The sequence below is a fragment of the Streptomyces sp. NPDC028910 genome (assembly GCF_055564955.1).
In genome coordinates this window covers 404653-430552 of sequence record NZ_JBVHVF010000002.1, presented here as the reverse complement: position 1 = coordinate 430552, position 25900 = coordinate 404653, and the positions used below count along the sequence as shown (strand labels likewise).

Below are 25900 nucleotides of genomic sequence, written 5' to 3'. Positions count from 1 at the left end.
CGTGCGCGGCCGGCCGCGCGCCCTTGCGGGCAGGGCCGCGCACCCGTCACGGTGGCCCCATGGACCACGCCGCGGACGTCCCCGACGTCTTCGACCCCCGCATCTACGCCGCCGGCGTCCCCCACGAGCGCTACCGGCTGCTGCGCGAGCGGCACCCGGTGGCCTGGCAGGCCGAGCCGGAGATCCAGGGCTGGCCCGCCGGCCCCGGCTTCTGGGCCGTCACCCGGCACGCCGACGTGGTCCGGGTCCTGCGCGACCACCGGACGTACTCCTCCTGGCTGGGCGCCACCCAGATCCGCGACCCCGACCCGGCCGACCTGCCGTTCCTGCGCCGCACCATGCTCAACCAGGACCCGGCCAAGGCCGCCGGCGACCACGGCCGGCTGCGGCGGCTCGTCGCCCGCGCCTTCACCCCCGCCCGCGTCGACGCCTTCGCCGGGCGGGTACGGGACCGCGCCCGCGCCCTGCTCGCCGCCGCCCGGGAAGGCGCCGAGGACGGAGCCGCCGACCTCGTGCGCACCGTCACCGACGAATACGCGCTGCTGAACCTCACCGACCTGCTGGGCGTCCCGGCCGCCGACCGGGCCCTGCTGCTGGAGTGGACCGTACGGATCATCGGCTACCAGGACCCCGAGGACGCGCCGGTACCCCTGCTCGGCCCGGACGGCAAGCCGCTGAACCCGCGCTCCCCGGCGCTGCTCGGCGAGATGTTCGCGTACGCCCGCGAACTGGCCGCCCACAAGCGCGCGCACCCCGGCGACGACGTGATGACCGCCCTCGCCGGGGCCGGGCTCGACCCGGCCGAACTGGAGATGTTCTTCTTCCTGCTCACCGTCGCGGGCAACGACACCGTGCGCAGCGCGGCCCCCGGTGGCCTGCTCGCCCTCGCCGGGGACCCGGACGCCTACCGCCGGCTCGCCGACGGCCGCGTTCCGGTGGACCGGGCCGCCGAAGAACTGCTGCGCGTCCACCCGCCGGTGCTCAGCTTCCGCCGCACCGCCGCCGTCGACACCGAACTGGCCGGGCGGCCGGTCCGGGCCGGGGACAAGGTGGTGGTCTTCCACGCCTCCGCCAACCACGACGAGCGCGTCTTCACCGACCCCGGCCGCCTCGACCTCGGCCGCACGCCCAACCCGCACGTCTCCTTCGGGGACGGACCGCACGTCTGCCTCGGCGCCCACTTCGCCCGCCTCCAGCTGCGCACCTTCTACGAGGAGTGGTGCGCGGCCATGCCCCCGCCCGAACTCGCCGGTCCGCCCCGCCGGTTGGTGTCGAACTTCATCAACGGGATCACGCGGCTGCCGCTACGGGTGTCCGGGCCGCCGCGGTGACGTCCGCCACCAGCTCGGTCACGTCCGGGCCGTAGGCGTCGGAGTTGACCACCTTCAGCACGAGGCAGAAGGAGTTCGCGCCGTACTTGCGGGCCAGCTCCACGTGGTGCCGGGCCAGATAACGGGCCGCCGCCTGGTTGCTGTTGGCGGTCTGGCCGGACAGCAGGAACACCGGGCGGGTCACCGGCCCCGCCGTCAGCCGGGCCAGCAGCACGTACTCGACCATGCCCTTCTCCCAGTAGTACGCCTCCTCGCCGACCCTGATCGAGCCCCGCTCGGGACCACGCGGACTGGTGAGGTCGACCCGCACCCCCGGGAGCATGGACATCAGGTGCGCCGCCGTACGGGTGTTGGAGACGGGGCCGCCCACGCAGAACTCGGCCCGCTCCCCGAAACCCTGGCGGGACCCGTCGTGGGTGACGATCTGCACGGTCGCCCCGCAGTCCTTGATCAGGGAGGAGATCTCCAGCAGGGCGAAGGCGTCGTTGCGGTGCAGCGACGAATCCGTGCCGCCCATCTGGCGGTTGACCACGAACAAGCAGTCGGAACCGGTCGGCAGCCCGAAGAAGGCCTGCTTGCGGCGCAGGGCGCGGCGCCACAGGTAGGTCCGGGCGAACCAGCCGAAGCCTCCGCTGAGCGCGGTGGCTATCACTCCGAGCACGATGTTGCGCACGTCGTCGTTCATGCGGCGGATGGTAGCCCTCACCCGGCCTTCCTGACGCGGGGGGTCGCATGAAGTTAGGCTCCGCTCCTGAGCGGTCTCGGGGAAGTGAGGCACGCCCCCGCGCCGCGGGAACGCACCTCACTTCCCCGAGACCGCTCAGGTCTGACAGGCAGTCGACTGGAGGAACCGGATGCGTGGTCCCACCGCACGTCAGTTAGCGCTCGTCGCCCTCGCCGGAGCCCTCGTGTCCACCGGCGCGACCGCCCCGCCGTCGGGAACGGCGACCCCGCCCAAGGTGCCCGTGGCCGCCGGTTACGGCGGGGCCGTCGCCAGTGTCGACGCCGACGCCTCCGCCGCGGGCATCGCCGTCCTGCGCTCCGGCGGCAACGCCGTGGACGCGGCGATCGCCACCGCCGCCGCGCTCGGGGTCACCGAGCCCTACTCGGCGGGCATCGGCGGCGGCGGGTACTTCGTCTACTACGACGCCCGCTCCCGCCGCGTGCACACCATCGACGGGCGCGAGACCGCCCCCGCCACGGCAACCGACGCGCTGTTCCAGGAGAACGGCCTGCCCATCCCCTTCGCCGAGGGCCAGACCAGCGGCCTCGGCGTGGGTGTTCCCGGCACGCCGGCCACCTGGACCTCCGCCCTCGACGCCTGGGGCAGCCGGCCGCTGCGCCACCTGCTCAAGCCCGCCGAGAAACTGGCCCGCGACGGCTTCACGGTGGACAGCACCTTCCGGGCCCAGACCGAGGCCAACGAGGCCCGCTTCAAGGACTTCCCGGACACCTCGAAGCTCTTCCTGCCCGGCGGCGCCCTGCCGGTGGTCGGCTCCACCTTCAAGAACCCCGACCTGGCCGCCACCTACGCCGAACTCGGCCGCAAGGGGACCGGCGCGCTCTACCGGGGCCCCATCGCCGAGGACATCGTCCGGACCGTCCGCACACCCCCGGTGGACCCGGCGGCCACCCGCAGGGTCCGCCCCGGCGACCTGACCACCGGTGACCTGCGCGCGTACGCGACCAAACGGCAGGACCCGACCCGGGTGAACTACCGCGGCCTGGACGTCTACAGCATGGCGCCCTCCTCCTCGGGCGGCACCACCGTCGGCGAGGCCCTGAACATCCTGGAGCGGACCGACCTCTCGCAGCTGTCCGAGGCGCAGTACCTGCACCACTTCATCGAGGCCTCCCGGATCTCCTTCGCCGACCGGGGCCGCTGGGTGGGCGACCCGGCGGCGGTGGACGTGCCGACGCGCGAGCTGCTCTCGCAGCGGTTCGCCGACTCGCGCGCCTGCCTGATCAAGCCGGACCGGACGCTGACCAGTCCGCTCGCCCCGGGTGACCCGCGCAGCCCGGCGCCCTGCGCCACCACCGGGCAGGCCGCCCCGACCACGTACGAGGGGGAGAACACCACCCACCTGACGGTCGCCGACCGCTGGGGCAACGTGGTCTCCTACACCCTGACCATCGAGTCCACCGGCGGCAGCGCGATCACCGTCCCGGGCCGGGGCTTCCTCCTCAACAACGAGCTCACCGACTTCTCCTTCGCCCCGGCCGCGCCCGGAGTCCCGGATCCGAACCTGCCCGGTCCCGGCAAGCGGCCGCGCTCCTCCATGTCCCCGACGATCGTGCTGGAGCACGGCCGGCCGGTGCTCGCGGTGGGCTCCCCGGGCGGCGCCACCATCATCACCACCGTCCTGCAGACCCTGACCGGCCACCTGGACCGGGGTCTGCCACTGGTCGACGCGATCGCCGCGCCACGGGCCAGCCAGCGCAACCAGGCCACGACCGAGCTGGAGCCGGGCCTGTGGAACAGCCCGGTCCGCGCCTCGCTCGAGGCACTCGGGCAGGGCTTCCGCCAGAACCCGGAGATCGGCGCCGCCACCGGCGTCCAGCGCCTGCCGGACGGCCGCTGGCTGGCGGCGGCCGAAACCACCCGCCGCGGCGGCGGCTCGGCCATGGTCGTCCGCCCGCACGCTACCCCGTAGGGCTTGTACGAGGGCTCCTACAGGGCGGTCAGGATCCTCGGGCCCTCGGGGGTGATCGCGACCGTGTGTTCCGCGTGCGCGGCGCGGCTGCCGTCGACGGTGCGCAGGGTCCAGCCGTCGCCGTCGCACCGGTAGTCGTCCGTACCGCCGGCGATCAGCATGGGCTCGATCGCGAGGACCATGCCGGGGCGCAGCTTCATGCCGCGTCCCGGCGGGCCCTCGTTGGGCACGCCCGGGTCCTCGTGCATGCTGCGGCCGATGCCGTGACCGCCGAAGCCGTCCGGGACGCCGTACCCGGCGGCGCGGCAGACCGTGCCGACGGCGTGGGCGATGTCGCCGATCCTGTTGCCGGGCACGGCGGCGGCGATCCCGGCCGCGAGGGCCGCCTCCGAGGCCTCGATCAGCCGCAGGTCGGCGGGGCGGGCCCGGCCGACGGTGAAGCTGACGGCGGCGTCCCCGGCCCAGCCGCCGAGCTTCGCCCCGCAGTCGACGCTGACCAGGTCTCCGTCGCGCAGCCGGTACCCGTCGGGGATGCCGTGCACGATCGCGTCGTTCACCGAGACGCACACCACGGCGGGGAAGGGCACCGGCGCGAACCGCGGCCGGTAGCCCAGGAAGGGCGAGGTCGCGCCGGCTTCGCGGAGCACCGCGCGGGCCACCCGGTCCAGGTCCAGCAGGGACACCCCGACGCGCGCGGCCTCCCGTACGGCCGCCAGGGCGTGCGCGACCACCCGGCCGGCGGCGCGCATCTCATCGATCTCTCGGTCCGTCTTCAGTTTCACCATGCCAATAACTATACCGGTATAATAATAACGGGATAGTTATTGGCATGCGGGGTAGGATGAGCGCATGGTCCGTACCCCCCTCACCCCCGAAGAGCGCGAGCGCGGCGAGCGGCTGGGCGCCCTGTTGCGCGAGGCCCGCGGCGGCCGGAGCATGGTCGAGATCGCGGCTGGCGCCGGGCTCTCCGCCGAGACCCTCCGCAAGATCGAGACGGGTCGCGCGCCCACCCCCGCTTTCTTCACGGTCGCCGCCCTCGCCGAGGCGCTCGGGCTCTCGCTGGACGACCTGCTGAGGCGCTGCGCCGCCGTTCCCGTCTGAGGTCCGGCCGAACCGGTCCCACCTGACAGCCCTTAGGGTCGACCCATGGACGTCGAAGAGCTGGGCAGGGCGCGGTACGTCAGTCTCACCACCTTCCGCAAGGACGGCACGCCCGTGGCGACGCCGGTGTGGGCGGTGGCGGACGGGGGCGAGCTGTACGTGTGGACGCGCAGCGATGCCTGGAAGGTCAAGCGCATCCGCAACGACGGACGGGTCACCGTCACCGCGTGCGACGTGCGCGGGAGGGTCGAGGACGGGGTGCCGGTGCGGGAGGGCGAGGCCCGGCTGCTCGACGAGGCGGGGCTGCGGCGCGTGCGCAAGCTGATGTCGCGCAAGTACACCTGGCAGTTCTGGGCGGTGGACGTGCCCGCCGCTCTCGTGCGGCGGGGCAAGCGGCCGCACACCGCGATCGCCGTCAAGCTTTGAGACTCCCGTAGCCCGCCCGTAACACGGGTGGGGTCCAATGCGGTCATGGAGACCGCGACTTCACTGGCGATCAGTCAACTCTCCGGTTACTTGCGGGGATTGACTCAAAGGCTGGATCCCGGGGCAGGCTGGTACGGGGAGTTCCTGCGCCGGGATCCGCAGGGCCTGCGGGCCTGTCTCGACGGGGCCGCGATGCCCCCGTGGGACGTGGTGGAATCGCTGCTGCGGGACCTGGCCGGGGCGCGCGGCGCGGAGTTCGCGGCGCGGGAGACCGTATACGCGGCGCGCCTGCGGGCGGCGGCCGTCGCGGCGTGGGACCGGTTGCCGGGCGGCGAGGAGGAGTTGCGGACCCTGCTCGCGGCGTCGGCTGCGCAGCGGGCCGAGTCGGAGGCCGCCCTGCGGAGTCTGACGGCGCGGCTCGGCGGGGCCGCCGACCGGGCGGAGACGGACGCCCTGGCCCGGGAGCTCTCGTGGGTCCAGGACGACGTGGCGCGCGCCGCGGGCCGCCACGAGGACCTGGCGGCCCGCCTGACGGCCCTGCGCGCCGGCCCCGTCGCGCCGTGGCCCGCCCGGACCGAGGTCCAGACCGAGGTCCAGACCGAGGTCGAGGCACAGGTCCAGACAGAGATCCAGACAGAGATCCAGAGCGAGGTCCGGACCGAGGTCGCGGAGGCGCTGCCCGGCGTCCCCCGGCAGCGGGCGGAGGCCGAAGCGTCGGTCGGGCGGGCCGAAGGGCGGTGGCTGCGGGGTGCGTCGAGGCGCTCCGGGGGCGCCCGGTACGCGGGCTCGGCGGCCCCCGACGCCCCGGCCTTCACCCCGCCGCCCGGCCACCCGGCCGGCGACGGCACGCCGGATGCCGCCACGATGCCCGGTCTGCCCGCCCCGCGCGGCGCCCGCTTCGGCCGCCGAGAGGCCCAGCCGTCGGACGGCGGGCACGGCACCCGACGCCCCGCAGCCCAGCCGTCCGCCGGCGAGACCAACGCCCGCCGCCCCGGAGAGCGGGCGTCCGGTGACGATACGGGCGCCGGCCGGGCCGACGGGACCCCCGGTTCCTTGTTCGGGACGGGGACCGGGACCGGGACGGGGTGGCCCGGGAGCGCCGAGGCCCCGCTGCACGCCGAGCACCGCGCAGGGAACGGGTGGCCCGGAGGTGCCGAGGCCCCGCTCCACCCTGAGCACCCCGCAGGGGCCACGGCAGGGGCCACGGCAGGGGCCACGGGCGGGAACCCGCGGGCCGTCGCCGCCGAACTGCTCGCGCTGCGCGCGCAGGGCCGCAGCGGTGAGGCGCACGCGCTGCTGTGCGAGGCCGCGGCCTGGCCCGCCGAGCGGTTGCCCGGGCTCGCCTCGGAGCTGGCCCGCGCCGGGCTCGCGGCCGACTGGGCCACCCTGCTGTGGGAGGCGGCCTCGCTCCCGCCCGAGCAGCTCGCGGCGGCGGCCGCCGCCCTCGGCGACGCGGGCCGGGAGGCCGACTGCGACGCCCTGCTGCGCCAGGGCGTGGCCCGTCCCCTCGCCGAGGTCGCGGACGCGGCGCTCGCCCTCGCCGGGGCCGGCCGGACCCGGGAGGCCGACGCCCTGCTCGGCGCCTTCGTCCGGATCCGCACCGCCGAGGAGGGGGCCGGCCTGGCCCGGCGCGACCCCCAGTGGTTCGCCCCGCGCCTGCTCCAGGCAGCCGGTGCCCTGCCCGGGAACCGGCACCGCGACCTGGTCCACGCCCTGCGCGTGGCGGGCATCGCCGCGGCGTAGGGGGTGCTGGTCGGATCTCCTCGCCGGCCCCGGCACGCACGCACAGTCGCACACTCGCACGCATCAGAACCTGCTCCTTCTCCCACGGAGATCGGACAAGCACCCCCTAACCCGCCCGTCTCCTGACCGCAATCGACCGCGGGGCGACGTAACGTGATCGACTACTCCAACAGCGCACGGCGGTCTTGCCCCACGCTGTGACGAGGCCTACGTTCTACTCCCTACGCACACCGTCTACGTGCGTAGAACCGGCGTTCCCGTCGCGAGGAGCAGCTCATGGCCCAAGTCGTCCGCGCCGCGCTGGTCCAGGCCACCTGGACCGGCGACACCGAATCGATGATCGCCAAACATGAGGAGCACGCCCGCCGGGCCGCCGCCCAGGGAGCGCAGATCATCGGATTCCAGGAGGTGTTCAACTCCCCCTATTTCTGCCAGGTCCAGGAACCCGAGCACTACCGCTGGGCCGAGGCCGTCCCCGACGGCCCGACCGTCCGCCGCATGCAGGACCTCGCCCGCGAGACCGGCATGGTGATCGTCGTACCGGTCTTCGAGCGGGAGTCCGAGGGCTTCTACTACAACACCGCCGCCGTGATCGACGCCGACGGCAGCTACCTCGGCAAGTACCGCAAGCACCACATCCCCCAGGTCAAGGGCTTCTGGGAGAAGTACTACTTCCGCCCGGGGAACCTCGGCTGGCCCGTCTTCGACACCGCCGTCGGCCGGATCGGCGTCTACATCTGCTACGACCGCCACTTCCCCGAGGGCTGGCGCCAACTGGGCCTGGCCGGAGCCCAGCTCGTCTACAACCCCTCCGCCACCCACCGCGGTCTGTCCGGCCACCTCTGGCAGCTGGAACAGCCCGCCGCGGCCGTCGCCAACGAGTACTTCATCGCCGCCATCAACCGCATCGGCCAGGAGGAGTACGGCGACAACGACTTCTACGGCACCAGCTACTTCGTGGACCCGCGGGGCCAGTTCGTCGGGGAGGTGGCCAGCGACAAGGAGGAGGAACTCCTCATCCGCGACCTCGACTTCGACCTGATCAAGGAGGTCCGCGACCAGTGGGCCTTCTACCGCGACCGCCGCCCCGACGCCTACGGAGGGCTCGTACAGCCGTGACCAACCCGACCCCGCTGCACAGCCGCCACCGCACCGTCATGCCGGACTGGCTCGCGCTCTACTACGAGCACCCCATCGAACTCACCCACGGCGAGGGCCGCCACGTCTGGGACGCGGACGGCAACCGCTACCTCGACTTCTTCGGCGGCATCCTCACCACGATGACCGCCCACGCCCTGCCCGAGGTCACCAAGGCCGTCTCCGAGCAGGCCGGGCGGATCATCCACTCCTCCACCCTGTACCTCAACCGGCCGATGATCGAACTGGCCGAGCGGGTCGCCGCGCTGTCCGGCATCCCCGACGCCCGGGTCTTCTTCACCACCTCCGGCACCGAGGCCAACGACACCGCCCTGCTGCTCGCGACGACGTACCGCCGCTCCAACCAGATCCTCGCGATGCGCAACAGTTACCACGGCCGGTCCTTCTCCACCGTCTCGATCACCGGCAACCGGGGCTGGTCCCCGACCAGCCTCTCGCCGCTCCAGACGTACTACGTGCACGGCGCGGTCCGCGGCCGCGGCCCCTTCGCGCAGCTGGACGACGCCGCCTTCACCGCCGCCGCCGTCGCGGACCTGGAGGACGTCCTCGGCCAGGCCCGCGGGGGAGTGGCCGCCCTCATCGCCGAACCCATCCAGGGCGTCGGCGGGTTCACCTCCCCGCCCGACGGCCTGTACGGGGCCTTCCGCGAGGTCCTGGACCGCCACGGCATCCTGTGGATCAGCGACGAGGTGCAGACCGGCTGGGGCCGTACCGGCGAGCACTTCTGGGGCTGGCAGGCGCACGCCCAGAACGGCCCGCCGGACATCCTCACCTTCGCCAAGGGCATCGGCAACGGCATGTCCATCGGCGGCGTCGTCGCCCGAGCCGAGGTGATGAACTGCCTGGACGCCAACTCCATCTCCACCTTCGGCGGTTCCCCGGTCACCATGGCGGCCGGTGTCGCCAACCTCGCGTACCTGCTGGAGCACGACCTCCAGGGCAACGCCCGCCGCGTCGGCGGTCTGCTCCTGGAGCGGCTGCGCGCGATCGCCGCCACCGTGCCCGCCGTACGGGAGGTCCGCGGCCGGGGCCTGATGGCCGGCCTGGAACTGACGAAGCCGGGCACGGACGAGGCCGACCCGGACGCGGCCTCCGCCGTCCTGGAGGCGGCCCGCGAAGGCGGCCTGCTCCTCGGCAAGGGCGGCGGGTACAACACCAGCGTGCTGCGCATCGCGCCGCCGCTCTCCCTCACCGTCGCGGAGGCGGAAGAGGGCGCCGAGATCCTCGAACAGGCGTTGCGCAGCATCGAGTAGGGGGATCACATGAACATCCGCACCCTGATCCGCGGCGGCCTCGTCGTCACCGCCGCCGACGAAGTGCACGCGGACGTCCTCATCGAGGACGGCCGCGTGGCGGCCCTCGCCGCGCACGGTTCGGCGGCCGCCGGGGCCTGGACGGCCGACCGTACGATCGACGCGACCGGGAAGTACGTCATCCCGGGCGGGGTCGACGCGCACACCCACATGGAACTCCCCTTCGGCGGCACCTCCGCCTCGGACACCTTCGAGACCGGGACGAGGGCCGCGGCCTGGGGCGGGACGACCACGATCATCGATTTCGCGGTGCAGTCGATGGGCGGGTCACTGCGGGCGGGCCTGGACGCCTGGTACGCGAAGGCCGACGGCAGATGTGCGATCGACTACGCCTTCCACATGATCGTGTCGGACGTCAACGAGCACACCCTCAAGGAGATGGACGCACTCGTCGAGGAAGGGGTGAGCTCGTTTAAGCTGTTCATGGCGTATCCGGGCGTCTTCTACTCGGACGACGGCCAGATCCTGCGCGCCATGCAGCGGGCCTCCGGCAACGGCGGGCTGATCATGATGCACGCCGAGAACGGCATCGCGATCGACGTGCTCATCGAGCAGGCCCTGGCCCGCGGGGAGACCGACCCGCGCCACCACGGCGAGGTCCGCAAGGTGCTGCTGGAGGCCGAGGCCACCCACCGGGCGATCCAGCTCGCCCGGGTCGCAGGGGCGCCCCTGTACGTGGTCCACGTGTCGGCGCAGGAGGCGGTGGCCGAGCTGGCCGCGGCCCGGGACAAGGGGCTGCCGGTCTTCGGGGAGACCTGTCCGCAGTACCTGTTCCTGTCCACCGACAACCTCGCCGAGCCCGACTTCCAGGGCGCCAAGTACGTCTGCTCCACCCCGTTGCGGCCGCGCGAGCACCAGGCGGCGCTCTGGCGCGGCCTGCGGACGAATGACCTCCAGGTGGTCTCCACCGACCACTGCCCCTTCTGCTTCCGCGGCCAGAAGGAGCTGGGCCGCGGCGACTTCTCGAAGATCCCGAACGGGCTGCCGGGGGTGGAGAACCGCATGGACCTCCTGCACCAGGCGGTCCTGGACGGGCACATCAGCCGCCGCCGCTGGATCGAGATCGCCTGCGCGACCCCGGCCCGGATGTTCGGCCTCTACCCGCAGAAGGGCACCATCGCGCCGGGCTCCGACGCCGACATCGTCCTCTACGATCCGCACGCCGAGCAGGTCATCTCCGCCGAGACCCACCACATGAACGTGGACTACTCGGCGTACGAGGGCAAGCAGATCACCGGACGCGTCGACACCGTCCTCTCGCGCGGCGAACTCGTCATCGACCGGCGCGAGTTCACCGGCCGGGCCGGCCACGGGGCCTTCGTCCACCGCTCCACCTGCCAGTACCTCTAGAGGGTGTCCAGGGGCCCGCACGCCCCGGCGCCCGTACTACCCAGCAAGGAGCAGCCGCCCATGGACTTCGGCCTCGTCCTGCAGACCGACCCGCCCGCCTCCCAGGTCGTCAGCCTCATGAAGCGTGCCGAACGCAACGGCTTCCGCTACGGCTGGACCTTCGACTCGGCGGTCCTGTGGCAGGAGCCGTTCGTCATCTACAGCCAGATCCTCGCCAACACCCAGAAGCTGCACGTCGGCCCGATGGTCACCAACCCGGGCACCCGCACCTGGGAGGTGACCGCCTCCACCTTCGCCACCCTCAACGACATGTACGGCAACCGCACCGTCTGCGGGATCGGACGCGGCGACTCCGCGATGCGCGTCGCCGGGCGCAAGCCCAACACCTTGGCCCGGCTCGGCGAGGCCATCGACGTCATCCGGGACCTCGCCGAGGGCCGTGAAGCCGAGGTCGACGGCAAGGCCATTCGGATTCCCTGGATCAAGGGCGGGAAGCTCCCGATCTGGATGGCGGCGTACGGGCCGAAGGCTCTGGCCCTGGCCGGGCAGAAGGCGGACGGTTTCATCCTCCAGCTCGCGGACGTCTACCTCACGGAGTGGATGGTCAAGGCGGTCCGTCAGGCTGCTGTGGAGGCCGGCCGCGATCCCGCGTCGATCACCATCTGCGTGGCGGCCCCGGCGTACGTGAGCGAGGACCTCGCGCACGCCCGCGACCAGTGCCGCTGGTTCGGCGGCATGGTCGGCAACCACGTCGCTGACCTGGTCACCCGCTACGGCGAGCACTCCTCGATGGTCCCCGACGAGCTCACCGAGTACGTCAAGACCCGCCAGGGCTACGACTACAGCCACCACGGCCGGGCGGGGAACCCGTCCACCGATTTCGTCCCGGACGAGATTGTCGACCGCTTCTGCCTGCTGGGCCCGGCGGAGGCCCACATCGAGAAGCTCGAGGCCCTGCGGGCCCTCGGCGTCGACCAGTTCGCCGTCTACGACATGCACGACGCCCGGGAAGCGACCATCGACGCGTACGGCCAGCACATCATCCCCGCACTCAACACGTAACGGTCCACTGCATCGACGCTAGGCCTGTTCCGGATGACCCACCACGTGGAGTGCGTCGCCATTCTCGAGCCGGTGCGAGAGGGCGTCTGACCTCAATAGGCTGCGGCCAGAACGTCGTCAGTGCGCGCCGCGGGCCGAGCCGGGCGGTCAGCCTCCGGGGCCGGCCGCCGAGGCCTCTGCGGCGTTGTTGAAGATCACATGAGTGTCGGGCGACGCGTTGGAGAGGGTCATCAGGCCGATCGCACAGACCACGGCCACGATGAGGAGCACCAGAACCGCGACGACGCACCGGCGCCGGTACTCCCGGCGGCGCCAGCGGGCCTGTTCCTGGCGGTACGACGTCGCCGAGCCGCCCGGCACCGATGCCGCGAGGTCGCTCAGTGTGCTGCGCAGCAGATCTTCCGTATCGGTGATCATCGGTCCGCACCCTTCACGAGACTCGTCAGCTTGGTCATGCCCCTGGCCGTGTGCGACTTCACTGCTCCGACGGAGATCTTCATCGTCTCGGCGATCTCGGTCTCCTTGAGGTCCATCCAGAACTTCAGCACTAAGACCTGTCGCTGTCGCGACGACAGCGTACGTAATGCCGCGACGAGTTCGCGCTGATCGTGGTTGAGCAGTACCTGTTGCTCGGCGGAACGGGCCAGTTCGTCCGGTACCTGGTAGGTGTGCCGGCGGATGACCTTGATGCGGCGTATCCGCATCCGGGCCAGGTTGCAGACGATGGAGCGGAGGTAGCCGGCGGCGGCCTCGGGTGTCTTCAGCTTCTCCCATCGGCGGTGCAGCTGGTAGAACGCCTCCGAGACCAGGTCCTCGGCGTCCTGTTCGGCGCCGAGCAGCACCGCGAGGCGCAGCAGCCGGGTGTAGTGCTGGTCGAAGATGTGGGCGATCGCCACGTCGCGGTCGGCGTCGCGCAGGTCGAGGGTGGCGCCCTCGTCGAGCACCTCCGGAGGGGCGAGCGGCGGGACCACGAGGTCCCGGGGCCGCTGGTCGGCGGCCGCGAGGGAAGGGCGGGGGTGGCTATGTCGCGGCAGGAGCGGTTTCACGGAGTCGGTTCCTCACTCATTCGACGACGAAGGCGTATTTGGAGCCGCGGCGTTCAAACGCTGCCCCGTCGGCTGTGCCGTCCGCGCCCCGCGGCACGTTGAGTGCGTCGAGGAGAGGCGTGAGCACGGCGGAGACGGCGAGGTTGAGCGCGAGGGCGATCACGGCGACGTACACCGGCGCGTGCACCGCTCCGACGCCGATGTCGACCACGGTGGAGAAGCCCCGCAGCCCCAGCAGGCCGGTGCCGGAGACCATGCCCGCCGCCCAGCCGAGGAACAGCGCACGGCGGTGGAACCAGCGGGTGAACAGCGACACCGCGACGGCGGGCAGGAGCTGCAGGATCCAGACGCCGCCGAGCAGATGGAGGTTGATGGCGTCCTGCGGCTTCATGAGCAACGCGAAGGCGATGGCCCCCGCCATGATCGCGAGAGCGGGCCCGAGGGCGGCGCGCACCTCGTGCTTGGGGGTGGCGGTGGGGTTGAGGTACTCGACATAGATGTTGCGCACGAACAGCATCGCCATGCTCATCACCATGACCACGGCGGGCAGCAACCCGGCCACGGCGAGCGCGCCGAAGAGCAGCCCGGCCAGCCAGTCCGGGGCGAGTTCGCGAATGAGGGCGGGCACGGCCAGTTCGCCGTGCCCGGCCGCCGTCCGTATCCCCGCGGCGAACGCGGCGACCCCGAAGAAGGCCCAGACGCCGAGCGTCATGCTCCACGCGGGCAGGAAAGTGGTGGCGGCCCGGAGGGTGTCCTTCGACTTGCTGGCCATGGCGACCAGGAGGACCTGGGGGTACATGAGCTGGGCGAGCGCGGATCCGAGAGCGAGGGTGGCGTACGCGGTGAAGTTCTGGGGCGGTACGCCGAAGGACTCGCCCATCGCCGCGCTGCGCCCGCCCGCGAGCTGGAAGATCTGCCCCGGTGGACCGAGCCGGGCGAGGACGAGCGCGAGCAGCACGACGACGGCGGCGCCCATGAGAACGGCCTTGACCAGCGAGATCCGCGCGCAGGCGCGCAGCCCCCCGGGCTGGGTCACCAGGGCGAAGGACAGGAACAGCAGGACGAGGACGGCGCAGCCCCCGATCGAGTCGGGGGCCAGGCCGACGGCCCGCAGCATGGCGGTCATGCCCACGACCTGGAGCCCCAGGTAGGGCATCGTCGCCAGGATGCAGGTCAGGGCCGTCGCGAGGGCCAGGGGGTGGGAGCCGTGCCGGAGGCGCACGAAATCAGCGGCGGTGATCAGGCCGTGCTTCGCGCCGACCTCGCGCAGTCGGGGCAGCAGGATCATGATCAGGGGCGAGAGCAGCATGGTGTAGACGAGGGCGTACAGTGCCAGCCCGCCGGTGCCGAACATGAGGCCGGGCACGGCGATGTAGGTGTACGACGTGTAGATGGTGCCGCCCAACAGCAGGCAGGTGGACGCGGTGCCGAGGCCACGGCCGCCCAGTGCCCAGTGGGCGGGGTGCGGCAGTTCGTCGGACGGCGGGCGGCGGGCCCCGGCCAGAAGGGCGCATCCGACGACGAGGATGAATCCCGCGGCGATCGCGTGTCTGATGGTGCCCCCTCGGTTCAGGGCGGGGAGTCGCAGCGGGCCGCGCCGGCCGGTGGGCCGTGCGCCCGGGACGGTCCGTCCGGGCCGTGCGCCGCGTGATGGGCCCGGAGCCTGCACCCGGGACCTGCGCCCGAAGCCGCTCCGCCTGAAGCGCCCCTCGCTTGTTAATTCCACATTCCGGAAAACAAATTCTGCTGAGCGGTACTTTAGGTGTCGCTCCAAGGAGGGTCAAGGATCACTGTCACGTCCCGCACCGCAAGATCACCGATCCCTGGACATGCGTGCTACCTGATGAAATATCGGGCTCGGCGGGGCTGATGTGACCCACGCCACCCGCCCGAACCGGCGTCGGCGTAAACCCTCCGGCCGAGGCGCGCAACCAACCCCCGTAGCCGTCGGCCGGAGCGCAGGATCGCCCCCGCCGCCGCGCTCGGCGGGAGTCCGCGCCCACGCGCCGCACTGTGCCGGACCGCCTCTTCGCGTACTCCCGCCTTCTTCGCCGGCCACGTTCCGTCCGCCTCGGGCCGTCGTGCCGGACTCGTCGACGACATGGAGGGTGCGGTTGTGGCACTGGAGGCTGCGGGAGACGGGTCCGCCGGGAGCGGGCGGCGGTCATCGCGGCTCGCGGCCCGGTGTGCCCTGCTGCTCCTGCCGGTGGCCGCCGCCGCGGTGACGCTCGCTCTGCCGCCCGACCGTCCCTGGCTGTTCGGGATCCCCCTCTTCTACGTCCTGCACTTCGCCGTCTGCCTGTTGAGCGCGGCGGTCACCGCCTTGCTGCGGCGCCTGTCCAGAACCTCCGCCGAGCGGTGTGCCGTGCGCACTCGCGTGACGAGCCGGTGCCGGTGACCCAGGTCACATCAACTTTTCGGAGCCGCGCGTAACCCTCACGGCCCCGTCAGGCAACTGTGTGGGTGAAGGGGTCGCCGGACACTGTTCCGCGCGCCTCCGAGGAGGCGTCCTTCCCGTTCGTCTTACGAGGGGTCGGCGTCCCATGAAAATGCGTGCACGGTACTTTCTGGAGGCCCTATTTCCATTGAACCGCTCGATGGATCCACATTTTCCGAACCCGTCTTCCATGGTGGGCGGAGCTGTATTTTCCGGGCTGTCTTCTCGCAAGGTCCGTGCCGTGGTCCAGGAGTCTGGCCAGGGGGTACGGGGTCTGCGGGTCCGCGTTGTGCGACGGTGAACACGCAGGTCACGGCTGCCCGTTCGACGGGCGGCCATCGTGAACCGCATGAATGGATCGCAGCCTTCCGGCATGTGAATTCTCTATTGACATTCGCTTCGCGCCAATGATTCTGTGAGGCGGCGACATTGAGTCGCCGTCCAACGGCCTGCGCGAGATTTCGAGCCGCATCAAGCGATCCGTGCAGTCGACACCGCATTGCTGCGGATCCCGGCCCCCGCATTGGCGAAGGGGCTGCGGGGCGAAATCTGACATTCTCATTTGGGGGACTGAATACGTGAGTTCTTGGATGCGTGGAGAAGCGCGGCCCGAGGCGGCCGATGGCCGAGCGGACGACGGGTTCGACGCGGTGCGCGTGGCGGTCACCGGCCGGCTGAAGGAGTACCTCACCGCGCCCGACGAGTCCACCGCCGACGCGGACGCGGCCAGGGCGCAGCTGGAAGAGCTGGTGCTCGGGTACGTGGACGCCGGCACCGGAGTGCTCGTCCTCACGGGCCTGCCCGCGGACCAGGAACACGGAGAGCGCGCGGTGCTGCGCGCCACCCGGCTGCTCGGCACTCCGCTCCCGCAGAACCGCGAAGGCACCCTCATCCGTGAGGTGCGGGACCGGGGCGCGAGCATCAGCCAGCGCGGGCGCGTCCGTTACTCCGACACCCGGTTCGGCGGCGATCTGCACACCGACGGGGCCGAGGCCGCGCTGCCGGCCCCGGACATCTTCACCCTCTTCTGCGTACGGCAGTCCGCGGACGGCGGCGCGCTCGCCTGCCTCCACATCCGCGACCTGGAGAAGACCCTGTCGCCGGACGTCCTGCGGACGCTGCGCGAGCCCTTCCACTTCGACCGCCGGGGCGACCAGCAGGAGGGCGGCGCCCGCACGGTGACCAAGCCCGTGCTGTTCACCCAGCGGAACCGACCGGCCGTCACCTACCTGCGCAGCTACATCGACCAGGGTCACGACCATCCGGAGGTGCCCGCGCTCACGGACGCGCAGCGCGCGTCCCTCGACGCATTCGACTCCGCCATCGGCGCGAGCCCCGGCATCGTGACCGGCAAGCTGAAGGAGGGCGAGCTGGCGCTGTTCGACAACCTCTCGCTGCTGCACGGCCGTACGGAGTTCCAGGACGACAGCGACCACACGCGGTTGCTCCTGCGCACCTGGGTGCGGCGCGACACCGGCGCCGCGTGATGACCACCTCGTTTCGAGGTGACGCGCCACGGGGTGGCGCCTCGCGTGGCCCCGCGCCCGGACCGAGCGTGGTCCTGGTGCCCAATTCCCTCCGGGGGTACGCGAGTTCCGCCGAGGTCGCCGCCGCCCTGGCGGTCGGCGTACGGCGGGCCCGGCCCGCCGCCGGCCTCGTCGTCCGGTCCGTCGCCGACGGCGGCGACGGCACGCTGGACGCCCTGTCCGACGCGGTCGGCGGCGTGCGGCACCCCCTGGACGCGACGGACGCGCTGGGCCGAACCCGGCGGACCTCGTGGCTGGCACTGGACGAGTCCACGGCAGCCGTCGAAACCGCGAGCCTGTGCGGGCTGGGGGCCCTGCGGCCGGACGAGCTGGACCCCTTGCGGGCGAGCTCGGCCGGGGTGGGCCGGGCCATCGCGGCCGCGGTGTCCGCCGGAGCCACGAACATCCTGGTCGGGCTCGGCGGTACGGCGGTCGTGGACGGCGGGGCCGGAGCGCTGGCCGCTCTGGGCGCACGCTTCCTCGACGACCGGGAACGGCTGGTGACTCCCGTCCCCGCCCACCTGGACGCGGTCGCCCGGGTGGACCTCTCGCCGGTACGGACGCTCCTGGCGGGCGTGACCCTGCGGCTGCTCTCGGACGTACGGACCCCGCTCTCGGGGAACCTCGCCTCGTTCGGCGCGCAGAAGGGACTCACCGCCCACAACAGGCCCACCGCGGTGCGCGCCCTGGGGCACCTGGCGGAACTCCTGGAGTCCGCCGGCCCACTGGACGCGCCTGGCGCACCGGGTGGGCCGGGCCGGTCGGGCACGCCGCCCGCGCAGGGCGCCCGGGCCCGGTTCCAGGAGCCCTGGTACGGCGCAGGCGGGGGCATCGGCTTCGGCCTCGCCTCCGTGGCGCGGACCACTGCGGGGAGCGGTTCCGAGGGGCTGCTGGCGGTCGTCGACCCCGAAGGCGCGGTGGATTCGGCCGCGCTGGCCATCACCGCGGAGGGCGTGGTCGACGCCGCGACGTGGCACGGCAAGTTGCCGGGTGCCGTCGCCGACCGGCGCCGTATCCGTGAACGGCCGACGGCCGTCGTGGCGGTCCGCTTCGAGGCACCGCTTCCGGACCGGTTCGTCAGCGCACATCTGATTTCTGAGGACACACCGCCGCCGCAGGCCGTCACGGGGCCCGCCCTGTGGGAGGGCCTGGCGGACGCGGCGGAGCAAGCATGCCGGAAATGGCTTCGAGAACGACGACTGGAGCGCGCATGACTTTGATTGACGAGAAGGTCCTGACCCGTTTCACGATCGAGGCGCTCGTCTCCGCGGGTGCGCGGCGGGACGATGCCGAGCTCACGGCGGAGGTTCTGGTCTCCGCGGACCTCGCCGGGGTCGACAGCCACGGGGTGGCCCGGCTCCGCCGCTACGTGGAGGGTCTGCGCCGCGGCACCATCAGCGGTACGGCACGGCCCGAGATCGTCCGCGAGCAGGGCGGGGTCACCGTCGTGGACGCGCACAACGGACTGGGCCAGCCCGCCCTGTGCTTCGCGCTCGACCTGGCCGTGGAGAGGGCCGCGGAGCACGGGGTGTCGGCGGTGGCCGTACGCCGGTCCAACCACATCGGGATCGCCGGCTGGTACGCCGAACGGGCCGCTCGGGCCGGTGCGTTCGCCATGGTCACCACCAACGCCACCCCACAGGTGGCACCCACCGGGGCGGCCGAGCCGATGTTCGGCACCGATCCGGTGAGTTACGCCGTACCGACCTCCGGAGAACCCATCTGCTACGACGCGGCGACCAGCATCGTCCCGCGCGGAAAGCTGGAGCGTCTGCACCGAGAGGGCCGGCCGATGCGGGCGGGCTGGGCGGTCGGCCCGGACGGGGACACCGTCACGGACATCCCGAAGGTGGTCGAGGGGCTCAAGGCGCGCGAGGGGTACGCCCTCCTGCCCGTCGGCGGCCTCGGCGAGGAGTTCGGGGGGCACAAGGGATCGGGCATCGGCCTGCTCGCCGAGCTGTTGTGCGGGCCGCTGACCGGGGCCAGCTGGAGCCGGCACACGTACGGCGGTCAGGGCGGCGACCTGGGCCAGTTCGTCCTCTGCGTGGATCTGCGGGCCCTGGGCGACCCGGATGCCATCACGGGCCGCGTCGGTGCCATGGCGGACGAGATCCGAGGTGCGCGCCGGGCCGACGCGGAGGTCCCCGTACGGCTGCCGGGTGACCGCCGCCGCCGGTCGGCCACGGAGCGCAGGGCGCACGGCATTCCACTGCTCCCGCCGGTCCTCGCCGACCTGGCGGAGATCGCGGCGCTCATCGGCCTCGAACCGATCGGCCCCGGACCGGTCGGCCCCGGACCGGTCGCCCCGGCCGGAGCGGCCGCGTGAGCCACCCACCAGGCATCGGGCTGATCGACCTGTCCTCCGGGCAGATCACCGAATCGCTGCCGGACGGCGCGGTCCGAGCCCTGCGCGAGGCGATGGCCGCGGAGAGGGTGACCGCGTACGCGCCCTCGTACGGGAACGCCGACCTGCGGGAGGCCGTCGCCGGGCACTACGCGCGGCGAACCGGTGCCGAGGTGGACCCGGAGCAGGTGACGGTGACGGCGGGGGCCCGCCACGGGCTGTTCGCCGCGTTCGCCGCGGTCGCGGCGGGCGGGGAGATCCTGGTCCCGCAGCCGCACTGGAGCCACTACCCCGGTGTGATCAGGAGCGCGGGTGCCACGGCGGTGCCGGTGGCGGGTGATCCGGAGCGCGGCCTGCTGGTCGACCCCCGGCGGCTCGACCGGGCCCTGACCTCCCGGACCCGGGCCCTCCTGATCAACAGCCCGGTCAACCCGTCCGGCGCCTGCTACAGCCGGTCGCAGATGCGGGCCCTGCGGGAATGGGCCGCGGAGCGCGACGTCCGGCTCATCGTCGACGACGTCTACTGGGCGTACGCGGACTCCGTCGACGACCAGGTGGGCGCGTCGGCCCGGGAGATCGTGGTCGGCGGCGCCTCCAAGGTCCATGCCATGGCCGGGCTGCGCGTCGGCTGGGTGTGGGCGGATCCGGAGTACCTGGCGCCGATCCGCGAGGCCGTCGAGTACACCACCGGGCCCGTGTCGGGTCTCTCGCAGTCCGTCGTCGCTGCCGTACTCGGGGACGCGCGGGCGGTCGTCGCCCGGGCTGCGGCCCTGGCGGAGATGCGGAGCCATGCCGTGCGGGCCATGTCCGGCATCCCGCTGCTCACTCCGGTCCCTCCGGCGGGGGGCATCTACCTGTGTCTGGATGCCACCGAGGCGCTGCGGCACGGCGTTTACGGAGCCACGGACGACGTAGGGCTGTGCCGTGCGCTGGAGCGGCGCGCCGGAGTACGTCTGCGCGCCGGATCGACCTTCGGCATGCCCGGATTCCTGAGGCTGTGCGTGGCCGAGCCGCCACGGGTGATCACCGATGCCGCAGGCCGGCTCGCAGGACGCCTGCACGTAGTTGTCAACGGACTTTCTCCACTGAGGAGCACATCATGACCATTGCCACTGCTCACGGCGCCACGGCGACCGCTTCCCGGGCGTTCGCCCTGCGCGAGGCCTTCGAGGACAAGCGGCTGATCAAGGTCGCCGGGGGCCACGACGGGATGTCCGCGCGGCTGGCCGAAGAGGCCGGGTTCAACGCCGTGTGGGCCTCCGGACTGGAGATCTCGGCGGCGCACGGCCTACCCGACGTCAGCCTGCTCGGCATGTCAGAGTACCTCGCCGGCGCCGCCGCGATGCACAACGCGGTCTCGGTTCCGGTGGTCGCGGACTGTGACACCGGCTTCGGCGGCAGCCTGAACGCCGCGTTCACGATGATGCGGTACGAGGCCGCGGGCATCGCCGGAGTGTGCATCGAGGACAAGATCTTCCCCAAGCGCAACAGCTTCCTGGAGGCCGGTCAGGAACTGCTCGACGCGGACGAGTTCGGCCGGAAGCTGGAGGCCGCGAAGCGCGCGCAGACCCTCTCCGAGACCGTCCTGATCGCCAGGACCGAGGCGTTCATCTGCGGACTGGGCCTCGACGAGGCGCTGCGCCGCTGCCACTCCTACGTGGATTCGGGCGCGGACGCCGTGCTCGTCCATTCGAAGAAGGCGGATTCGAGCGAGATCGTTTCCTTCATGAAGGAGTGGGACCACCGGGCACCGGTGGTCGTCGTACCGACCACCTATTCGAGGTTCTCGGCCGACGAGGCCAAGGCGGCCGGGATCTCCATGGTGATCTACGCGAACCAGGGCATGCGCTCCATGGTCAAGGCCGTACGGGACACGTGGGCCACCGTGATCGCGGACGGGTCGACGGTCGCGGTCGAGCCGCACATCGCCACGGTGAAGGACATCTTCGCCCTGTCCGGCATCGACCAGTGGCTCGGTGAGGACCGATGACCGCCACGACCGTATCCGCCGACGCGTTCGTGTCCGCGCTGCACGCCTACGGGGTCCGCAAGGTCACCGGCGTGCCGTGCGGCCATCTCGCCGGGCCCTGGACCCTGTTCGACGAAGCCGGACTGCTGACCCCGGCGGCCTCCGAGGGTGCGGCGCTGTCGATCGCGGCCGGCTGGGAGCTGGCCGGGCAGACCTCCGTGGTGCTGTGCCAGAACTCCGGCTTCGGCAACCTGGTCAATCCGCTCACCTCGCTGGTGCTGCCGTACCGGATACCGGTGCTGGTGGTGATGACGATGCGCGGCTGGCCGGACCCCGCGGACGACGAGCCGCAGCACGCGGCCATGGGCACCTCCACGGTCGGCATGCTGGAGACGTACGACGTGCCGTACGCGGTCCTGGGAGAGTCCACGCTGGAGGACGTGCTGGCGCGGGCGGCCGAAGCCCGCGCGCACGACCGCCCGTTCTTCCTCCTGGTGCCCCGGGGCGCCATCGGGCGCGCGGACACCGCCACGGCACCGGCCGCGGAGCCGGTGACGGGACGCCTCACCCGCCCCCTGGCGGTGTCGGCCCTGATGGCGGAGCTCACCGACGAGCTGCTGGTGACCACCACCGGATACCTCTCGCGCCAGGCACACCACGAGCGGGACCGTCCGGGAACCTTCTACATGCAGGGCTCGATGGGCCACGCCTCCGCCATCGGCATCGCTCTCGCGACCGCCGACCCGGCGCGCCGGGTGGTCGTCCTGGACGGCGACGGCGCCTTCCTGATGCACCTGGGCACCGGATCCACCATCGGAGCCTCGGGCGCGGAGAACCTCGTACACATCGTGGTCGACAACGGCTGTTACGAGTCGACGGGCTGCCAGACGACCACCACCGGTGCGATGGACTGGGCGGCCCTGGGGCATGGCCTCGGCTACCGGTCGGTGCTGACCTGTGAGGACCCCTCCGAGCTGGCCGGGACGCTGCGCACCGCGCTCGCCACGCCGGGGCCGGTGTTCTGCGCGCTGACGGTCGTCCCGACGCCGGGCGAGGTACACCCGCGGGCGACGGCTTCCACGGGGCCCCTGGACATCGTCAAGCGGTTCCGGCAGGCCGCGGCGCCCGGCTCCCTGGTCGGCTCATGACCGCACGGATGAGGGAGCGGGCGACGACCCTGCTCGCCGGGCGGGGCTCCTTCGCCGGGGTCCCGGAGCTGCTGACGGCCCGCCGGGTGCTGGTGGTCGCCAGCAAGGGGACGCTGCACCGTACGCAAGCCGAGCGCTGGCTGCCGCCCGAGGCGGAGGTGTTCACCGGGTTCTACCCGAACCCCAGTGTGGAGCACGCGGTGCGGGCGGCGCGGCGCCGCTCCGAGTGGGGCGCCGATCTGGTCATGGGGATCGGCGGGGGCTCGGCCCTCGACGTGGCCAAGGCCGCCGCACTGCTTCCGGCCGACGCCCACCAGGCCGAGGAGACGGTCCTCGGCCGGCGCCCGGTGGCCGGGAACGGAACGGAGCTGCTGCTGGTCCCGACCACGGCGGGGACGGGCAGTGAGGTCACGCGGTTCGCCACCCTCTACCAGGGGCGGCGCAAGGTCTCGCTGGACACCTGGCGGGCCCAGGCCGGCGTGGCCGTGGTGGACCCGGCACTGACCGATTCCTGCCCGCCCTCGGTGACCTGGAGCTGTGCCTTCGACGCGCTGGCACACGCGGTGGAGTCCCTGTGGTCCGTACGGTCCACCGAGCTCTCCCGTGCCCACGCGCGGGAGGCGCTGCGGCGCATCGTCGCGATCCTGCACGAGGCGGACGAGACGCCGAGCCGCGGCGAACGCGACGCGCTCAGTGAGGCGGCCACCCTGGCGGGGCAGGCCATCAACATCACGCGGACCACGGCCGCCCATGCGCTGTCGTACCCGCTGACGGCCCGTCTGGACATCTCGCACGGGCTGGCCTGCGCCCTCAATCTGGTCTGGTTGACGCCGCTGGTGGAGCGGGCCGGACCGCAGGACGTGCTCGACGAACGCGGTCCGGACGCGGTGCGCGGTGCGGTGTCCGTCCTCGGCTCGCTCTTCGGCTGCGCTCCGGGCGAAGTGGGCCACCTCCTGGGTGACTTGGTTGCCCGTCGGGTCGCTTCGATCGGGGTCCGGCTGGCGGAACAGCCCTCGGAGGACCTCCTCGGGCTCCTCGTCACGGAGGGGCTGGCCTCGAACCGGATGGGCGGCATGCCCGTCCGGCTGGAGCCGGAGCAGGCTTACGAGGGCCTGCGGCGGACGCTCGCCGCCCACATTCCCGGAGTGGAGGGCGGCGCATGCGCAACTACCGGGTGACGGGGCCGGTCGAGGTCCCGGAGTCCACGCTCCGGCGGATGACCGAGCGGATGATCAGTCACCGTTCCGCGGAGTTCCGGGTCCGGCTGGCCGAGGTCACGCGCCGGCTCGGGCCGCTGTTCGGAACCCGGCAGCCGGTACTGGCCCTGACCTGCTCGGGGACCGGAGGCCTGGAGGCCGCCGCCGCGTCCGTGCTGCGGCCGGGCGACCGGGTGCTCTCCGTGCAACTGGGCTACTTCGGCGAGCGGTTCGCCGAGATCGCGGAGCACCACGGCGCCGTGGTGGACGTCCTGGCCGCACCCTGGGGCCAGGTGCCCGGCACGGCGGAGCTCGCCACGCGGATCGCGCAGGGGTACGACGCCGTCCTGCTGACCCACAGCGAGACGTCCACCGGAGTGCTCGCCCCGCTGCGGGAATGGGCGCGAGCGATCCGGGCGACGAGCGACTGCCTGATCCTCGTGGACGTGGTCAGCAGCCTCGGCGCGGCCGAGATCGCCTTCGACGAGCTCGGGCTCGACGTGGCGGTGGGCGTCACGCAGAAGGCACTGGCCTGTCCGCCGGGGCTCTCGCTCGTGGTGGCCTCGGAGCGTGCGCTCGCGCGCGCCGCGGCTCCCGGTGCGGGCGGCTACTACCTGAGCCTGGCCCGCGCCGCCCAGCACGCGGAGCAGGGCACCACCACGTACACCCCCGCCCTGTCGGTGGTCTACGCGCTGGAGGCAGCCGTCGCCGACATCGAGCGCGAGGGCGTCGAACGGGTGTGGCAGCGCCATGCCCGCACCGCCGAGAGGTGCAGGGCCCGGGCCCGGTCGCAGGGACTGGCCGTGATCCCGGCCGAGGCCCACTGTTCGCCGACGGTCACGGCGGTACGGCTGCCGGTTCCCGAGGCGGAGGCGGTGCGCGAGGTCCTGGCGGCCGAGCACGACGTGTGGGTGTCCTCCGGGCGCGGGCCGTGGAAGAACGGGGTCCTGCGGATCGGCCACATGGGCCCGGCGGAGCCGGCGGAGGTGGACGCGTGTGTCACCGCCATCGGCGCGGCGCTGCGTACGGTACGGGGCCCGCACGAGCCGGCCTGCCCCGCGCCGACGGGCGCCGGGGCACGCACGCTGATCAGCGGGAGCGTCGCTTCCGCGGACGAGCTGGGTCCCGAATGGGACGGCCTGGTCGCGGAGTTGGACGCCCCCGTGTTCAACACCCGGGCATTCCTGCGCGCGTACGAGCACCACCCGGTGCAGCGGATCACCGATCCGCAGTACCTGGAGATCCGCCGGGACACGGGCGAACTGGTGGCCGTGGCGCCCACGTACCGGCAGGGCGATCCGCTGGGACTCCTCGGCCTGGCCGAGGGGGAACAGGCGCTGCTCTCCCCGATGTGGCACAGCCCCGACACCCGGCTGCTGGCGACCGACGAGGAAGCGCTCGACGCGCTGCAACGGGCGTTCGGAGCGCGGGCGGCGGAACTGGACGCCCCGCTGTGGGGGTTCGTCAACGTCAGCGCCGACGCGGACCTGGTGAAGGTCCTGGAGAGCAGGGGGTTCCGGCGCAAGACCCTGGTCCCCCGCTGGACCCTGCGGCGCGAGGACGCTCCCGACCGGCAGAGCTATCTGGCGGGGATGCGGAAATCGACCTCGCACGACTACAAGCGTCAGTTGCGGCGCTACGAGGAGCGGGCGTTCGGCCTCGTGCACCGGGCGGATTACGACGGGCTGGTTCCGCTGCTGGAACTCGTGGCGGCGAGCGCCGCCCGGACCGGGTCCCCGAAGTACTACGACCCGCTGAAGCTCGCCGAGTTCCTGCGGGAACTCGACGGACCGGTGCGCGTGGTGGAGGTCCGCAGCCATGAGGGCGAGACCCTGGCCGTCGGCATCTGCTTCCTGGAGGAAAACAGACTCCAGGCCTGGGCCGGCGGCTACATCCGAGGGCGCGAGGACCTCAAATTCAGTCCCTACTACGCACTGTGGTGGGAAATCGTGGAACTCATGTGGCAGTCCGGAGTCGCAACGATCGAATGCGGGCGGCTGAACGAAACCTTCAAGGAAAAGATGCTCCTGGTGCCGCAGGAGCTGGTGGCGATGATCGGCCCGTCTCCGGACGAAAACCTGACCAAGGAGAATTGA

23 protein-coding genes are annotated in these 25900 nt (G+C 72.4%); 18 read left to right on the top strand and 5 right to left on the bottom strand.

The genetic code is table 11. The features are described 5' to 3' along the window. Positions 1–59: 59 nt before the first annotated feature. The gene (locus ACZ4TV_RS04635) at positions 60–1331 is read left to right on the top strand and encodes a cytochrome P450 (RefSeq protein WP_468130636.1); all 1272 of its coding nucleotides are present in this window, start codon (positions 60–62) and stop codon (positions 1329–1331) included. On the opposite strand, the gene ACZ4TV_RS04630 is transcribed toward ACZ4TV_RS04635, so the two are convergent. Next, complete coding sequence (locus ACZ4TV_RS04630) at positions 1291–2016, bottom strand: hypothetical protein (protein ID WP_468130633.1); 726 nt, start codon at positions 2014–2016, stop codon at positions 1291–1293. The genes ACZ4TV_RS04635 and ACZ4TV_RS04630 overlap by 41 nt on opposite strands. 169 nt (positions 2017–2185) lie before the next feature. Here ACZ4TV_RS04630 and ggt point away from each other — a divergent pair, with 169 nt between their 5' ends. Next, positions 2186–3985 (top strand): gamma-glutamyltransferase, encoded by a 1800-nt coding sequence (gene ggt, locus ACZ4TV_RS04625; protein WP_468130631.1) that lies wholly within the window; start codon positions 2186–2188, stop codon positions 3983–3985. A gap of 17 nt (positions 3986–4002) precedes the next feature. On the opposite strand, the gene map is transcribed toward ggt, so the two are convergent. Beyond that, a complete protein-coding gene (gene map, locus ACZ4TV_RS04620; protein WP_468130629.1) occupies positions 4003–4770 on the bottom strand; it encodes a type I methionyl aminopeptidase in 768 nt (255 codons plus the stop codon). 64 nt (positions 4771–4834) lie between these two features. Here map and ACZ4TV_RS04615 point away from each other — a divergent pair, with 64 nt between their 5' ends. The 7 genes from ACZ4TV_RS04615 to ACZ4TV_RS04585 all read left to right on the top strand — a co-directional run bounded on the left by ACZ4TV_RS04615 (position 4835) and on the right by ACZ4TV_RS04585 (position 12138). Then, a complete protein-coding gene (locus ACZ4TV_RS04615) occupies positions 4835–5086 on the top strand; it encodes a helix-turn-helix domain-containing protein (protein ID WP_468130627.1) in 252 nt (83 codons plus the stop codon). A gap of 45 nt (positions 5087–5131) precedes the next feature. Then, positions 5132–5512, top strand: a complete 381-nt coding sequence (locus ACZ4TV_RS04610) for a PPOX class F420-dependent oxidoreductase (protein WP_468130625.1) — start codon at positions 5132–5134, stop codon at positions 5510–5512. Between the two features lie 99 nt (positions 5513–5611). Next, positions 5612–7255, top strand: a complete 1644-nt coding sequence (locus ACZ4TV_RS04605) for a hypothetical protein (protein WP_468130623.1) — start codon at positions 5612–5614, stop codon at positions 7253–7255. A gap of 276 nt (positions 7256–7531) precedes the next feature. Further along, entirely contained in the window at positions 7532–8374 is an 843-nt protein-coding gene (locus ACZ4TV_RS04600; protein ID WP_468130621.1) for a nitrilase-related carbon-nitrogen hydrolase, read from the top strand. Positions 8375–8412: 38 nt separating this feature from the next. Next, a complete protein-coding gene (locus ACZ4TV_RS04595) occupies positions 8413–9666 on the top strand; it encodes an aspartate aminotransferase family protein (RefSeq protein WP_468130728.1) in 1254 nt (417 codons plus the stop codon). 9 nt (positions 9667–9675) lie between these two features. Then, positions 9676–11076, top strand: a complete 1401-nt coding sequence (gene hydA / locus ACZ4TV_RS04590) for a dihydropyrimidinase (RefSeq protein WP_468130619.1) — start codon at positions 9676–9678, stop codon at positions 11074–11076. Positions 11077–11136: 60 nt separating this feature from the next. Beyond that, positions 11137–12138, top strand: a complete 1002-nt coding sequence (locus tag ACZ4TV_RS04585) for a TIGR03842 family LLM class F420-dependent oxidoreductase (protein ID WP_468130617.1) — start codon at positions 11137–11139, stop codon at positions 12136–12138. A 147-nt stretch (positions 12139–12285) separates the two neighbouring features. Here the strand turns inward: ACZ4TV_RS04585 and ACZ4TV_RS04580 are convergent, their stop codons facing one another. From ACZ4TV_RS04580 to ACZ4TV_RS04570, 3 genes are read right to left on the bottom strand one after another with little or no spacing between them, the layout of a single operon-like run. Next, entirely contained in the window at positions 12286–12555 is a 270-nt protein-coding gene (locus ACZ4TV_RS04580) for a hypothetical protein (protein WP_468130615.1), read from the bottom strand. Then, positions 12552–13184 carry an RNA polymerase sigma factor gene (locus tag ACZ4TV_RS04575; protein ID WP_468130613.1) on the bottom strand — a complete coding sequence of 211 codons (633 nt, stop codon included), beginning with the start codon at positions 13182–13184 and terminating at the stop codon, positions 12552–12554. The genes ACZ4TV_RS04580 and ACZ4TV_RS04575 overlap by 4 nt, the downstream gene beginning before the upstream one ends. 16 nt (positions 13185–13200) lie before the next feature. Further along, positions 13201–14853: a sodium:solute symporter family protein gene (locus ACZ4TV_RS04570; RefSeq protein ID WP_468130611.1), complete on the bottom strand. Its 1653-nt coding sequence runs from the start codon at positions 14851–14853 to the stop codon at positions 13201–13203. A gap of 447 nt (positions 14854–15300) precedes the next feature. Here ACZ4TV_RS04570 and ACZ4TV_RS04565 point away from each other — a divergent pair, with 447 nt between their 5' ends. The 9 genes from ACZ4TV_RS04565 (at position 15301) to ACZ4TV_RS04525 (ending at position 25900) form a co-directional block, all read left to right on the top strand. Next, on the top strand, positions 15301–15582 hold the full coding sequence (locus ACZ4TV_RS04565; protein WP_468130609.1) for a hypothetical protein: 282 nt from the start codon (positions 15301–15303) through the stop codon (positions 15580–15582). A gap of 629 nt (positions 15583–16211) precedes the next feature. Continuing rightward, positions 16212–17108 (top strand): TauD/TfdA family dioxygenase, encoded by an 897-nt coding sequence (locus ACZ4TV_RS04560; protein ID WP_468130607.1) that lies wholly within the window; start codon positions 16212–16214, stop codon positions 17106–17108. Positions 17109–17185: 77 nt separating this feature from the next. Further along, positions 17186–18361: a glycerate kinase gene (locus ACZ4TV_RS04555; protein WP_468130605.1), complete on the top strand. Its 1176-nt coding sequence runs from the start codon at positions 17186–17188 to the stop codon at positions 18359–18361. After that, the gene (locus tag ACZ4TV_RS04550; protein WP_468130603.1) at positions 18358–19473 is read left to right on the top strand and encodes an Ldh family oxidoreductase; all 1116 of its coding nucleotides are present in this window, start codon (positions 18358–18360) and stop codon (positions 19471–19473) included. The genes ACZ4TV_RS04555 and ACZ4TV_RS04550 overlap by 4 nt, the downstream gene beginning before the upstream one ends. Continuing rightward, the gene (locus ACZ4TV_RS04545) at positions 19470–20594 is read left to right on the top strand and encodes a pyridoxal phosphate-dependent aminotransferase (protein ID WP_468130601.1); all 1125 of its coding nucleotides are present in this window, start codon (positions 19470–19472) and stop codon (positions 20592–20594) included. The genes ACZ4TV_RS04550 and ACZ4TV_RS04545 overlap by 4 nt, the downstream gene beginning before the upstream one ends. After that, complete coding sequence (locus ACZ4TV_RS04540; protein WP_468130599.1) at positions 20591–21481, top strand: isocitrate lyase/phosphoenolpyruvate mutase family protein; 891 nt, start codon at positions 20591–20593, stop codon at positions 21479–21481. Before ACZ4TV_RS04545 ends, ACZ4TV_RS04540 begins: the two co-directional genes overlap by 4 nt. Further along, entirely contained in the window at positions 21478–22608 is a 1131-nt protein-coding gene (locus ACZ4TV_RS04535) for a thiamine pyrophosphate-dependent enzyme (protein ID WP_468130597.1), read from the top strand. Before ACZ4TV_RS04540 ends, ACZ4TV_RS04535 begins: the two co-directional genes overlap by 4 nt. Then, on the top strand, positions 22605–23786 hold the full coding sequence (locus tag ACZ4TV_RS04530) for a phosphonoacetaldehyde reductase (RefSeq protein WP_468130595.1): 1182 nt from the start codon (positions 22605–22607) through the stop codon (positions 23784–23786). Before ACZ4TV_RS04535 ends, ACZ4TV_RS04530 begins: the two co-directional genes overlap by 4 nt. After that, the gene (locus ACZ4TV_RS04525) at positions 23768–25900 is read left to right on the top strand and encodes an aminotransferase class V-fold PLP-dependent enzyme (protein ID WP_468130593.1); all 2133 of its coding nucleotides are present in this window, start codon (positions 23768–23770) and stop codon (positions 25898–25900) included. The genes ACZ4TV_RS04530 and ACZ4TV_RS04525 overlap by 19 nt, the downstream gene beginning before the upstream one ends.